A 12,760-nucleotide genomic window follows, 5' to 3' on the forward strand; every position below is an offset into this window, starting at 1 on the left:
AGGGCTGGAACGGCGAGCCGGCGTAGAAGGTCGCCCGGGCGAAGTGGGTCAGCACCTCGTGCAGGCTGTGCGTGCGCATCTCCTCGGCCACCGAGCGGATCGCCCCGAGATCCGGGCGGACGTAGAAGCGCGTGTCGGCCGCCGGCGCCGTCGGGGCGCCCGAGAGGGCGGTGCGGATCGGCTCGGCGCCGTACGGGTCGGTCGCCGCGACGTAGCCGACGTCCTGGTGGCCGTAGCGGCCGGCCCGGCCGGCGATCTGCCGGATCTCGGAATGGGTCAGCGCCCGCTCGGCGGTCCCGTCCCACTTGCGCACCGCCGAGAACACGATCCGCTTCAGCGGACCGAGGTTGAGCCCCATGCCGATCGCGTCGGTGGTGACCAGCACGTTGGCCTCGCCGGAGCGGAAACGGGCGGCCTCGGCCCGGCGGACCTCCGGCGACAGGGCGCCGTAGATCGTCGCGACCCGGTGGCCGCGGGCGACGAGGACCTCGCGGTTCTCGTGCACGGCCCGGCGGGAGAAGGCCACGACCGCGTCGCCGGCCTCGACCTTCTCCAACGGCACCGGCTCCTCCAGCAGCAGGAGCGGCGACTTGCGGGTGAAGGGGATCACCTCCAGCGACTCGTTGGCGGCCTCGGCGGCACGGCGCACATACGACAGCGCGTCGTCGGAGCCGCAGACGATCACGGTCTTGGCGGCGACGCCGAACAGCGCGTTGGTCCAGGCCCAGCCGCGGTCGGGGTCCGACAGCATCTGGATCTCGTCGATCACCGCGACGTCGATCGGCCGGGTCAGGTCGGCGGTCTCGATGGTCCGGGCGGTGTGGGTCGGGTTGGCCTCGCCCAGCACCTCCTCGCCGGTGATCATGCCGGCGCGCAGCCCCCGCTCGCGCAGGGTCTCGTAGTTCTCCAGCGCCAGGAGCCGGAGCGGCGCGAGGTAGGCCCCGGTCTCGGCCGCCGTCAGGTGCTGGAGCGCCGCGTAGGTCTTGCCGGAATTGGTCGGCCCCATGTGGAACAGGATCGTCCGGTTGAGGCGCCGGGCGGCGGTGAAGCGCTCGATATAGGCGCCGAAGCCGACCTGATCGCGCAGGCGGCGCAGGCGGGATCCCTCGCGCGCCACCGCCTTGGCGTGCCGGCGCACCGGCGTGAGCGTGTCGTTGAGGCCGCGGGCGAGCTTCGGGCCGTAGGTGAAGACCCGGGACCGGAGCGAGCGGTCCATGTGGGCGATGTAGGCGGCGGCGTCCGCCCCGACCTCGCGCAGGTCGACGAGGAGCTGCGCCCGCAGCTTGTCGACCGGCTTGTGCAGGGCGCGGGTGGCCTGGAGCGCGGTCCGCGCCACGGCCTCGCGCAGGGCCTCCAGGCGGTGGGCCGGGTCGTTCCGGGCGGCCATGCGGGCGAGGATCTCGGCCGCCTCCGGCTCGGGGGCCATGTCGAGCCGCAGGTCCAGGCGGCCGTTGTCGAGGAGCGGGATCTCGGTCCGGATCAGCCAAGTGATGCGGTGGTCCTTGGTGACCACGGCCCGGAGGGCCGGGATCGCCTTCCGGATCGCCGGGATGCCGGTCTCCGCGAAGGCCCGGGCGGCCCGCATCTCCCGGAGCGCCCGGGCGACGCGCTCGTCCTCGACCTCGGCGCCGTGATCGGGCAGCTCGAGATGGGTGAGCAGCCGGTCGAGATCGACCGCGTCCGGGGACAGGCCGAGGCGGCCTACGGATTCGATCAGGCTCTCGATCGTCGGGCGGAGACGCTTGCGCGCCATGCGGTCACCTTCGGCAGAAGCGTCTCACGCCAACCCGGACGCAGTCGGGGGCGTTCCGGATCCGATCCATGCGCCGGGCGGAGGCGGCACGCCATCCCCGATGCGCGCCTCCGCCGTCTCTGCGAGCGCAGCGAAGCAATCCAGTTCGCTGCGCTCGCGATGACGGAGCGTTACGGCTGCCGGGCCGCCTCGGCGAGCCAGCCGCAGAAGGCCCGCACCGCCGGATCCTCCGCCCGGGGCTCCGGGACGTAGGTGTAGTAGCTCCGCGCCGGCAGGGCGGGGCCCGCGAAGGGCAGGGTCAGGCGGCCGGCGGCGACGTCGTCGGCGATCAGCCGCTCGGGCCCCATGGCGACGCCGAGCCCGTCGAGGGCGGCCTGGAGGGTCAGGTAGAAGTGCTCCAGCGTCACCGTGGCCTGCGGCGCCAGGTCCGGGACGCCCGCCGCGCGCAGCCAGTCCGGCCAGACCCGCGGCAGCGTCGCGGCGTGCAGCAGCGTGTGCTGCCGGAGATCCTCCGGCACCCGGAGGGGCAGCCGCCGCAGCAGGTCCGGGCTGCAGACCGGGATGCGCCGCTCGGACAGGAACGGCTCCGCGCGGTGGCCCGGCCGGCTGTCCGGCCCGCCCCGGATCGCCACGTCGAACGGCTCCGCCACGCTGGCGAGGAGCACGTTCGAGGTCGTCAGCCGCACCTCGACGGACGGATTGGCCCGCTGGAAGCCCGACAGGCGCGGGATCAGCCAGCGCAGGGTGAAGGTCGCCAGCGCGTTCACGTGCAGCAGGCGCGGCCGGCCGCGCTCAGCTTGGCGCGCCGTGGCCAGGGCGATGCGGTCGAGGGCCGCGCCGATCTCGGTGGCGTAGGCCGTGCCGGCCTCGGTCAGGACCACGCGCCGGTTGTGGCGCTCGAACAGCGGCAGCCCGAGCCAGCCCTCCAGCGTCTGGACGTGCCGGCTGATCGCCCCGTGGGTGACCCGCAGCTCGTCCGCCGCCCGGCTGAAGCTCCCGTGCCGCGCGGCCGCCTCGAAGGCTTTCACGGCGTTGAGCGGCGGCAGGCGACGGTGCACGGGTCAGGTTTCCTCACGCGAGCGTCAGCATAAGTCGTTTGTCAGCTCCGGGCCAGGGCGCCATCCTGGCGCGGCACCACGAAGGATGGCTGGATGTCCGTCGCGTCCGATCTGACCGCGTCTTCCGAGAGCGCGTCCGCCCGAACCGCGTCCCCGCCGGACGCCCGGCGCACGCTGGTCGCCACCGGCGTGAACCACGCCCTGCACGACGGCTACACGGACCTGATCTACGTGCTGCTGCCGGTCTGGCAGGCGGAGTTCGGCCTCGACTACGTGGCCCTGGCCTTCCTGCGCTCGCTCTACAACGGGGCGCTGGCGGCGCTGCAGATGCCGGCGAGCCGCCTCGCCCAGGCGTGGGGCGCCCGCACCGTCCTGGTGCTCGGCACAGTGCTCAGCGCGGCCGGCTACGCGATCGCCGGCGCCTCGGGCGGCCTCGTCGGGCTCGGGATCGGCCTCCTGCTCGGCGGCGCCGGCAGCAGCACCCAGCATCCGCTGGCCTCGGCGGTGATCGCCCGGGCCTACGGACCCGGCGCCCGGGGACCCCTCGGCACCTACAATTTCACCGGCGATCTCGGGAAGGCGGCGGTCCCGCCCCTGGTCGGCCTGCTGCTGACCCTGACGGGCTGGCGGCACGCGCTCTGGGTGATCGCCGGCGTCGGGATCGCGGTCGCGCTCGCGGTCGCGCGCCTCCTGCCGCGTGAGCCGGAGTCACGCAGCGGCGGCGCGCCGGCGAGGCCGGTACCCCACCGGTCCGCGACCGGGCCGGGGAGCGGCACGGGCTTCCGGCTGCTCGTCGCGATCGGCATGCTCGACAACGCCGCGCGGCCGGCCTTCCTGCTCTACCTGCCGTTCCTGCTGCAGGAGAAGGGCGCGGCCCTGACCACGGTGGGCCTCGCCCTGTCGCTGGTCTTCGTCGGCGGCGCGCTCGGCAAGGCGGTCTGCGGGCGCCTCGGGGAAAACCTCGGCGTGACCCGGACCGTGATCCTCACCGAGACCGGGACGGCGCTGGCGATCCTGGCGGTGATCGTCCTGCCGCTGGCCCCCGGGCTGATCCTCCTGCCGCTGCTCGGCGTGATGCTGAACGGCACCTCGTCGGTGCTCTACGGAACGGTCCCGGAACTGGCACCGGGGGACCGCGTCGAGCGGGCCTTCGCGGTGTTCTACACCTGGACGCTCGGCGGCAGCGCGCTGGCGGCGCCGCTGCTCTACGGACGGCTCGGCGACGCGGCCGGCCCGCACTGGGCCGCGGTCGCGGCGGCCGGGACGGCGCTCGCCGTGGTGCCGCTGATGCTGGCCCTGGCGCCGCATCTCGGGACGGCGCACCGGCAGCGGGCCTGAGGCGCGCCGTCCGCTCGGATCACCCGTCATCGCGAGCGCAGCGAAGCGGCCCAGGGCAGCGGGACTTCTCGGCAGCGCGACGCCACCCTGGGTGGCTTCGCCCCGCTCGCGAAGACGTTTGCGTCAGGCGTTTCCGATGGCACTGACCCTGACGGCCTCGGACCGGCCGTCCACCGCCACGTCCCGGATCTCCGCCGGCGCCACGCGGGCCGCCGCGTAGACCGCCTCCGACACCACCGCCACGCAGCCGAGGACCTTGGTCAGGCCCTGGAGCCGGGCCGCGACGTTGACGGTGTCGCCGAGCGCCGTGAACCGGGCGTCGGTGGCGTCGCCCATCTCGCCGACGATCGCCGGGCCGGCATGCACGCCGATCCCGTACCGGAGGGTGTGCTCCAGGTCGGCCGCCAGGAGCCCGTTCAGGGTGTCGACCGATTCGGCGATGAGGTCGATCGCCTTCAGGGCCTCCCGGGCGGCCGCCTCGGCTTCCGTCTCCAGGCCGAACAGGGCCAGCAGGCCGTCGCCGAGGAACTGGTTGGTCGAGCCGCCGGCCTCGCGGACGGCGTCGCCGACCGCGCCCAGGAAGCGGTTGATGATGAACACCGTGTCGTAGGGCAGGCGCTCCTCGGCGAGCCGCGTCGAGCCGCGCAGGTCGACGAACATCGCCACGATGAAGCGCTCCTCGCCGGACTGCGCCCGGTCGAGCAGGTCGGCCTGGCGCATGCGCGGCTGCGGCGGCAGCAGCGGCACCACGGCCATGTCGGTCTCCGGCCGGAACTGGCAGGCGAGGCGGACCCCCGGGCCGGCCGCGATGCGCTCCAGCACCGCCCGCTCCGTGCGGCCGGGCGCCGGCGCGCCGTCGCTGCCGTCCGTCACCCGGATCCGGCAGGTCGAGCACCGGCCGCGGCCGCCGCAGACGCTGGCATGGGGGATCCGGTTGCGCCGGCTCGCCTCCAGGACGCTCGTGCCGCGAGGCACCCGCACCACCCGCCCGTCGGGGTAGCTGAGCCGGATCGTGCCGCGCTTGATCTCGGCGAGCGTCCGCGCGCCGCGGGCCGCGATCACCGCCGCCACGAGGCCCGCGTAGGTCCCGAGCAGCCCGTCCCGGATCGCGGCGAGCCGCGCCACCTGGTCGGGCAGACCGACATGGACCGGCCGGAGCGCCGCGGCGCGCCACGCCGGATCCTGCGCCAGGGTCAGGATCATCCGGCCGCCCTGCGCGAAGCCCAGCAGCGACAGGACCGGCACCAGCACCGCGAGCGCCAGCAGCCAGGGCGCCATGCGGTCGAAGCCGGGCTTCAGCCGCAGCCAGAAATACAGGCCCATGCAGCCGTGGATCCAGGCGACGACCAGGACCGTGACCTGCATCAGGCCGAGGGTCGGCGAGGCGATCCAGAAGGCGTAGAGTTCCTGCGCGTAGCCCTTGTCGAGCCCCTCGGTGACGAAGGAGACCCGGGTCCCGACGATGTGGCCGATGAGCAGCGGCGGGATCAGCAGGCCCGAGACCATCTGCAGGGTCTCGGACGGCCGCCAGTGGAAGAAGCGGGCCGCGTAGAGGGCCTGGAGCCCGAGCAGCAGGTGGATCAGCAGGGCGCCGTAGAGCGCCGTCAGGCCGACGGGGTTGAGCCAGACGGCCGTGACGAGGTCGAGGCCGTCCTCCATGGCGTCGAGGGAGACGTTGCCCAGGGCGTGGTTCAGCAGGTGGGTCAGCACGTAGCCGAACAGGATCAGGCCGCTGGCCAGCCGGAGGCGCCGCAGGTTCAGGCGGAGCCGCGCGGCGCGCGGGGCCGACCGGGGTTGCGCGCCCGACTCGGCGGACCGGAGCGTCGCGATTGAGGCTGTGCGCACCATGCTGGAGGTCCGAGGGGATCGGTTTTGGGCCCACCATTTACGGGCCCCTCGTACCAGCAAGACTTCCGCTGCGTCCGATTTATTTCTAATCGCCCGCGATCCGCAGGATCTCGGCGATGAGGAACGCGCGGGCCGCCCGCGCCGGAGACCCGATGCTGGACACCTTCTTCGCCCGCAGCGCCGCCGCGGTGGCCTCCGACCTGATCGGCGCCCGTCTGTTCGTCGGCGCGGCCGGCGGGATCATCGTCGAGACGGAGGCCTACGACAGCACCGATCCGGCCTCCCACAGCTTCCGCGGCCCGACCCGGCGCAACGCCAGCATGTTCGGGCCGCCGGCCCACGCCTACGTGTACCGCTCCTACGGGATGCACTGGTGCCTGAACCTCGTCTGCGAGCCCGGCAGCGCCGTGCTGCTCCGGGCGCTCGCGCCGACCGAGGGGCTTCCCGCCATGCGGGCGCGCCGCGGCCTGGAGGATCCGCGCCTCCTCTGCGCCGGCCCGGGCCGGCTCTGCCAGGCCCTCGGCGTCACCGACGCGCTGGACGGGGCGCCCCTCGCGCGGGCGCCGTTCCGGTTCGAGCCCCGCGCCGCGGGCGATTCCGGGGGCGTCGAGGAGACCGTCGACGTGGTCAGCGACCGGCGCATCGGCATCACCCGCGGCGCCGAGACGCCCTGGCGCTTCCTGCTCGCCGGCTCCCGGTTCGTGAGCCGCCCGGCGCGGAAGGCAGGGCCGGCCGCCGGATGAGGGCGGCCGCCCGCCGCGGCCGCCGGGAACTTGGGCATCCGCCTGCGGTTCCCCGGTCGTGGACGAGGGAGCCCCAGCATGCTGGCGATGAACTACCGCGGACCGTACCGCGTGCGCGTCGATCGCAAGCCGATCCCCGTGTGCGAGCATGTTGAGGATGCGGTCATCCGGGTTACGCGGACCTGCGTCTGCGGCTCTGATCTTCACCTGTACCATGGAATGGTGCCGGATACGCGCGTCGGCATGACGTTCGGCCACGAGTTCACGGGCGTTGTTGAGGAGGTCGGCTCCGGCGTGCGCAACCTCGCCGTCGGCGACCACGTGCTGGTCCCGTTCAACATCGCCTGCGGCCGCTGCCACTTCTGCAAGCAGGGGCTGTTCGGGAACTGCCACGAGGCGAACGCGCAGGCGACCGCGGTCGGCGGCATCTACGGATACTCGCACACCGCCGGCGGCTACGACGGCGGCCAGGCCGAGTACGTCCGGGTGCCCTACGCCGATGTCGGCCCGTGCAAGATCCCCGAGACGATGGACCTCGACGACGCGGTGCTGCTCACCGACGTCGTGCCGACCGGCTATCAGGCGGCCGAGATGGGCGGGATCCAGCGCGGCGACACCGTCGTGGTCTTCGGCGCCGGGCCGGTCGGCATCATGGCGGCGCGCTGCGCGTGGCTGTTCGGGGCCGGGCGGGTGATCGTCATCGACCACGTCGAGTACCGGCTCGACTTCGCGCGGCGGTACTGTCCCGCCGAGGTCTACAATTTCCGCTCGATCGGGGATCCCGTGGTCTTCCTGAAGAAGACCACCGATTCCCTCGGGGCCGACGTCTGCATCGACGCGGTCGGCGGCGACGCGGCGGGGAGCGCCCTGCACACCCTGATGGGGACCAAGCTGAAGCTCGAGGGCGGCTCGGCGGTGGCGCTCCACTGGGCGATCAACTCGGTCAAGAAGGGCGGGATCGTCTCGATCGTCGGGGTCTACGGGCCGACCGGCAACCTGATCCCGATCGGCAACGTCCTGAACAAGGGCATCACCATCCGGGCCAACCAGGCCTCGGTGAAGCGCCTGCTGCCGAAGCTGATCGCCCATATCGAGGCGGGCCGCCTGAACCCCAAGGAACTGATCACCCACAAGGTGCCCCTCGAGGAGGCCGCGGATGCCTACCACCTCTTCTCGGCCAAGCTCGACGGCTGCATCAAGCCGGTCCTGGTCCCCCCGACGGCACGCGCGTGAGGAGGGGGCGATGAGAAACCGTCCGATCGATCCGTCGACGGTCCCGGGCTGGGGCGTCGACGCGGATCCGCAGAACGATCCGACCTACCCGATGCGCGACATCGCGCGCGACGACAGCCGGGGCATGAACTGGACGCGGCCGCCGCAGCAGCGGGCGCGCGTCGAGGTCCTCACCTCGATCGAGTACAACGCCCGCCCGGCGGTCGTCGGCACGTCGGTCCCGCCGCGCGGCGTGAGCGGCGTCATCCGCCGGCAGGCGTTCCGCTACAGCGAGTCCCAGTGGGCGCACTGGCTGATGCTGATGGCCGCCGACCGGGTGAACGTGGTCGAGGGCGTGGTCGACGACCTCGCGCGGGGCCGCGTCCCCAACGTCCCGGCCGAGATGGGCGCCCGGGCCGAGCTGGCCCACAACCGGTCCGGGCTGGCGGCGAAGCTCGCGCTGACCGGCGCGGCGATCGGGCTCGGGATCCTGGTCACGCGCCTCGCCCGCGCGGAGCGGCGCTAGGGCCGCCCCGGAGCCGCTCCGTCCCGGGTCCGCCCCCGGCGCCCCGGGACGACGGCGCGGGGAACGGCTTTCGCGGCGGGTCCTCCCTCGGCTAGGACAGCGGGGCGCGCAGCCCTCCGGGTGCCTGCGCCGAGCCCGGGGGGACCATGGCGGCCAAGGATGAAGCGACGTGGCGGGTCGGCGTCCTGTTCTCCCGCAGCGGGGTGAGCGGCATCACCGAGACCGAGCACTTCCTCGGCACCGCCCTGGCGATCGAGGAGATCAACCGGGCCGGCGGCGTGCTCGGGCGCCCGATCGAGCCCGTCTGCTACGACCCCGCCGGCGACAACGACGCCTACCGCACCCTGGCCCGGCGGATGCTCGCCGAGGACGGGGTCGAGGTGGTGTTCGGCTGCTCGCTCTCGGCGAGCCGGAAATCGGTGCTCTCCACCGTCGAGCGGCACAACGGCCTGCTCTGGTACCCGTCGATCTACGAGGGCTTCGAGTACTCGGAGAACATCATCTACACCGGGGCGACCCTCAACCAGAACGTCTTCGCCCTGGCCGACTACCTGCTGCAGGAGCACGGCGACCGGATCTTCCTGATCGGCTCCGACTACATCTACCCGCGGGAATCGAACCGGGTCATGCGCGACCTGATCGAGGCGAAGGGCGGGACCATCGCGGGCGAGCTGTACGCGGCCCTCGACGCGGACGACGCGGCCCACGCCGCCATGATCGCGGCGATCCGCGACGCCGCCCCGGACGCGGTCTTCTCCACGGTGGTGGGGCGCGGCGCCGAGCGGCTCTACCGCGCCTACGCCGAGTCCGGCATCGACCGCGCCCGCTGCCCGATCGCGAGCCTGACCCTGGCGGAGGGCCAGATCCGCGCGATCGGCCCCGCGCACTGCACCGGCCACGTCCTGGCGGCGCCGTATTTCGGCGCGCTGCCCGGCGAGGAGAACCGGCGCTTCGTCGCCGCCTTCCAGGGCCGGTTCGGGGCCGAGCGCCCCACCAGCATGTGGTCGGAGACCGCCTACGCGCAGGTCCACCTCTTCGCCCGGGCGCTCGCGGAGGCCGGCACCCTCGACGCCGAGCGCCTCGGCGCGGCGGCCCTGCGGCAGCGGCTCGCGGCGCCGGAGGGCGAACTCGCCTTCGACGGCGAGACGCGCCACATCTGGCTCACCCCCGGCATCGGCGTCGCCCGCGCGGACGGGCAGTTCGACGTGGTCTGGCGGGCGCGGCGGCCGGTGCGGCCCGACCCGTACCTCGCGTGGTCCCGGTTCGAGACGAACTGGCTGGAGGAGGGGCTCGCCGCGTGACCGCCCCCGCCCGCAAGATCCTGGACGACCTGCGGCGCGCCCGCGCCCTCGTCGTCCATCCCCGGGACGAGGAGGCCGCCGCGCTGCTCGAGCAGCTCCGCCGCCTCGGCTGCGCGGTCTCCCTGGCGTGGCCGCCGCCCGCCGCCCTGCCGGCCGACATCGACACGCTGTTCATCCAGCTCGACGACGCCCAGGTGATGCACCTGCTGCCGTCGATCGAGGCGATCGAGCCAGCGGTCATCGCCATCGTGGCCTACGAGAGCCCGACCTCCCTGAAGGCGATCGCCGACGTCAACGCCCACGGCGTGCTCAACAAGCCGCTCCACCCGCGGGGCGTGCTGACCCAGTTCGCCCTGGCCCGCTACCGGCGCGGCTACGAGGGCCGGCTCACCAGCAAGATCAACCGGCTGGAGGAGACCATGAAGGGTCGCCGCACCGTCGAGAAGGCGGTCCGGCTGCTCGTGGACCTGAATGGGATCGACGAGGACGCCGCCTACAAGATGCTCCGGGACCGGGCCACCGCCGCCCGCGTGCCGATGGCGAGCGTGGCCGAGGGCGTGGTCTCGGCGCACGAGGCGATGAGCGGCCTCGGCCTGCGCATCGCGTTGGCGGAAAAGTCCTGATCGCAGCAGCCTGCCGCATTTATGGTCTTGCGGTCTGTTTCGGGGTGCGTATCGTAGTCTAACCGGGCAAGGTTGCCCCGCAGCAGCAGTGCTGCACGACATCACGGCTTTGAAGCCTCTGGTTCGCGGATGTTTGTGTCCGCGCCCAGGGGCTTTTTGCGTTTCGGAGCTCTCATGATCCAGGCGAACGGTCCCGCGCGCCCGCCGATACGGGTGTCGTGCATCCAGTTCGAGCCGCAGTTCGGCGCGGTCGCGGCGAATATGGCGCGCGCGTCGGACCTCGTCCGCGCCGCCGCCGCCGAGGGCAGCCGGCTGATCGTCCTGCCGGAACTCGCCAGCACCGGCTACGTGTTCGAATCCGCCGCGGAGGCCGCCGCGCTGGCCGAGCCGGTGCCGGACGGCCCGACGACCCGGGCCTGGGCGGCGCTCGCCGCGGAGCTCGGCGTCCACATCGTGGCGGGGATCGCCGAATCCGCGGGCGAGACCCTCTACAACGCCGCCGTCATCGTCGGGCCGGAGGGCTACATCGGCACCTACCGCAAGGCGCATCTCTGGGACCAGGAGAACGTGTTCTTCGCCAGGGGCGATCGCGGCTTCCCGGTCTTCGACACCGCGCTCGGCAAGGTCGGCGTCGCGATCTGCTACGACGGCTGGTTCCCCGAGACCTTCCGGCAGCTGGCGCTCGCCGGCGCCGAGATCGTCTGCATCCCGACCAACTGGGTGCCGATGCCCGACCAGCCCGAGGGCGAGGCCGCCATGGCCAACACCCTGCACCGGGCCGCCGCCCACACGAACGGGATCTTCATCGCCTGCGCCGACCGGGTCGGAATCGAGCGCGGCCAGCCCTTCGAGGGCCAGAGCCTGATCATCGGCCCCAAAGGCTGGCCGCTCGCCGGCCCGGCGAGCCGCGACCGGACCGAGACCCTCTCGGCGACGGTCGACCTCGCCGAGGCCGGCCGCAAGGACCTGAACCGGTTCAACTCGCTCCTGCGCGACCGCCGCACCGACCTCTACGGCTGAGCCGAGATCCGTTTCCGCCCCCGTCCGTCCCCTGTCCGTCCCCCTGTCCGTCACAAGGAGTTCGCCCATGGTGAAATGGTCCCTCGTCGGCGCCACGGCGCTCGCCCTCGCCGCCACGGCCGCGCAGGCCGCCGATCCCAAGCCGATCGTCATCGGCGTGCCCGTCGGCCTGTCGGGGGCCAACAGCGTCGTCGCGCCCTCGGTGGTGCAGGCGGCCGAGCTCGCCGTGGAGGAGATCAACGCCAAGGGCGGCGTGCTCGGCCGCAAGCTCGTCCTGGAGGTGGCCGACGACGCCTCCGGGGCGGCCGGCGCCCAGAAGGCCTTCGACAGCCTGATCTACCAGAAGAAGGTCGACGTCCTGATCTCCATGGAGACGAGCGCGGCCCGCAACGCCGGCCTGCCCGCCGTCACCAAGGGGAAGGTGCCGTACATCTACACCTCGTTCTACGAGGGCCATTCCTGCAACAAGAACCTGTTCGTGAACGCCTGGGTGCCCGAGCAGCAGGTGCCGCCGGTGGTGGACGCCTTCAAGGCGAAGGGCGCCAAGACCTACTTCCTGATCGGGAGCGACTACGCCTTCGGCCGCGGCATGCTGGGCTTCGCCAAGAGCTACGTCGAGAAGACCGACGGCAAGGTCATCGGCGAGGAATACCTGCCGATGGACGGCAGCGACTGGACGGCGATCATCTCCAAGCTGAGGGAGGCCAAGCCCGACGCGCTGATCACCTCGACGGCGGGCGGCGCGCCGAACGTGACGCTGACCAAGCAATTGCGCGGCGCGGGCGTGACGCTGCCCTTCGCCAACCTCGCGCTCGACGAGGGCACCGCCAAGAGCATGGGCGCGGACGCCGAGGGCGTCTACCTCTCGGCCTCCTACGTCACCGGGATCGACAGCGCCGAGAACAAGGCCTTCCTGGCGGCGATGCAGAAGAAGTTCGGCGCGGAGCTGCGCACGCCGAACGACCTGTCGGTGCCGGAATACGAGGCGATCTACCTCTACAAGGCCGCCGTCGAGAAGGCGGGCGGGACCGAGACCGCCAAGGTGCTGGAGGCGCTCCCGACCGTGAGCTTCACCGGGCCGCGGGGCACGATCACCATGAGCAAGCAGCACCACGCGCCGCTGACCATGTATCTCGGCCAGATTCAGAAGGACGGCACCGTGAAGGTCGCCGGCACCTTCAAGGACGTCGATCCCGGCGAGCAGTGCCCGAAGCTGCAGTGAGGCGACGAGCGCGCGGCTCGTTCTTCGCCGCATAGGCGACGCACCCCCTCTCCCGTGCGGGAGAGGGTTGGGGTGAGGGACCGGACGTTCCAGGATCGCGCGCGCCGTCGCCGCGC

The 12,760-nt window shown here is 72.8% G+C and carries 11 protein-coding genes (1 of these 11 only partly in view); 8 read left to right on the forward strand and 3 right to left on the reverse strand.

Going from position 1 to position 12,760, the window contains the following annotated elements:
- Positions 1 to 1,753, reverse strand: the 5' portion of a protein-coding gene (locus LOK46_RS23745) for a helicase-related protein (RefSeq protein ID WP_273560831.1). Its footprint begins 392 nt before the window's first position; only the first 1,753 of its 2,145 coding nucleotides appear in the window; the start codon lies at positions 1,751 to 1,753; its stop codon lies beyond the left edge, outside the window.
- A gap of 170 nt (positions 1,754 to 1,923) precedes the next feature.
- Positions 1,924 to 2,811, reverse strand: coding sequence for a transcriptional regulator GcvA (gcvA, locus tag LOK46_RS23750; protein WP_273560832.1), 888 nt, complete (start codon positions 2,809 to 2,811; stop codon positions 1,924 to 1,926).
- A 93-nt stretch (positions 2,812 to 2,904) separates the two neighbouring features.
- On the opposite strand from gcvA, the gene LOK46_RS23755 reads away from it, so the two are divergent.
- Positions 2,905 to 4,149: an MFS transporter gene (locus LOK46_RS23755; protein WP_273560833.1), complete on the forward strand. Its 1,245-nt coding sequence runs from the start codon at positions 2,905 to 2,907 to the stop codon at positions 4,147 to 4,149.
- 123 nt (positions 4,150 to 4,272) lie between these two features.
- Here the strand turns inward: LOK46_RS23755 and LOK46_RS23760 are convergent, their stop codons facing one another.
- Positions 4,273 to 5,997 (reverse strand): adenylate/guanylate cyclase domain-containing protein, encoded by a 1,725-nt coding sequence (locus tag LOK46_RS23760; RefSeq protein WP_273560834.1) that lies wholly within the window; start codon positions 5,995 to 5,997, stop codon positions 4,273 to 4,275.
- Positions 5,998 to 6,149: 152 nt separating this feature from the next.
- Between LOK46_RS23760 and LOK46_RS23765 the strand changes: the two genes are divergently transcribed.
- From LOK46_RS23765 to LOK46_RS23795, 7 genes are all read left to right on the forward strand, one after another.
- Positions 6,150 to 6,740: a DNA-3-methyladenine glycosylase gene (locus LOK46_RS23765; protein ID WP_273564680.1), complete on the forward strand. Its 591-nt coding sequence runs from the start codon at positions 6,150 to 6,152 to the stop codon at positions 6,738 to 6,740.
- 87 nt (positions 6,741 to 6,827) lie between these two features.
- Complete coding sequence (locus LOK46_RS23770) at positions 6,828 to 7,973, forward strand: zinc-dependent alcohol dehydrogenase (protein ID WP_234082917.1); 1,146 nt, start codon at positions 6,828 to 6,830, stop codon at positions 7,971 to 7,973.
- A 10-nt stretch (positions 7,974 to 7,983) separates the two neighbouring features.
- Positions 7,984 to 8,478 carry a hypothetical protein gene (locus LOK46_RS23775; protein ID WP_273560835.1) on the forward strand — a complete coding sequence of 165 codons (495 nt, stop codon included), beginning with the start codon at positions 7,984 to 7,986 and terminating at the stop codon, positions 8,476 to 8,478.
- Between the two features lie 146 nt (positions 8,479 to 8,624).
- On the forward strand, positions 8,625 to 9,779 hold the full coding sequence (locus LOK46_RS23780; protein ID WP_273560836.1) for a transporter substrate-binding domain-containing protein: 1,155 nt from the start codon (positions 8,625 to 8,627) through the stop codon (positions 9,777 to 9,779).
- Positions 9,776 to 10,402: an ANTAR domain-containing response regulator gene (locus LOK46_RS23785; RefSeq protein ID WP_273560837.1), complete on the forward strand. Its 627-nt coding sequence runs from the start codon at positions 9,776 to 9,778 to the stop codon at positions 10,400 to 10,402. The genes LOK46_RS23780 and LOK46_RS23785 overlap by 4 nt, the downstream gene beginning before the upstream one ends.
- A gap of 174 nt (positions 10,403 to 10,576) precedes the next feature.
- Positions 10,577 to 11,422, forward strand: a complete 846-nt coding sequence (locus LOK46_RS23790) for a nitrilase family protein (RefSeq protein ID WP_273560838.1) — start codon at positions 10,577 to 10,579, stop codon at positions 11,420 to 11,422.
- A gap of 67 nt (positions 11,423 to 11,489) precedes the next feature.
- Positions 11,490 to 12,644, forward strand: coding sequence for a substrate-binding protein (locus LOK46_RS23795; protein ID WP_273560839.1), 1,155 nt, complete (start codon positions 11,490 to 11,492; stop codon positions 12,642 to 12,644).
- The last annotated feature ends 116 nt before the right edge of the window (positions 12,645 to 12,760 follow it).

The organism is Methylobacterium sp. NMS14P (genome assembly GCF_028583545.1).
Lineage (GTDB): Bacteria > Pseudomonadota > Alphaproteobacteria > Rhizobiales > Beijerinckiaceae > Methylobacterium.

Coding starts and splice junctions, on each gene's coding strand:
- LOK46_RS23755 (WP_273560833.1), top strand. CDS start 2,905: ATGTCCGTCGCGTCCGATCTGACCGCGTCTTCCGAGAGCGCGTCCGCC.
- LOK46_RS23760 (WP_273560834.1), bottom strand. CDS start 5,997: ATGGTGCGCACAGCCTCAATCGCGACGCTCCGGTCCGCCGAGTCGGGC.
- LOK46_RS23765 (WP_273564680.1), top strand. CDS start 6,150: ATGCTGGACACCTTCTTCGCCCGCAGCGCCGCCGCGGTGGCCTCCGAC.
- LOK46_RS23770 (WP_234082917.1), top strand. CDS start 6,828: ATGAACTACCGCGGACCGTACCGCGTGCGCGTCGATCGCAAGCCGATC.
- LOK46_RS23775 (WP_273560835.1), top strand. CDS start 7,984: ATGAGAAACCGTCCGATCGATCCGTCGACGGTCCCGGGCTGGGGCGTC.
- LOK46_RS23780 (WP_273560836.1), top strand. CDS start 8,625: ATGGCGGCCAAGGATGAAGCGACGTGGCGGGTCGGCGTCCTGTTCTCC.
- LOK46_RS23790 (WP_273560838.1), top strand. CDS start 10,577: ATGATCCAGGCGAACGGTCCCGCGCGCCCGCCGATACGGGTGTCGTGC.
- LOK46_RS23795 (WP_273560839.1), top strand. CDS start 11,490: ATGGTGAAATGGTCCCTCGTCGGCGCCACGGCGCTCGCCCTCGCCGCC.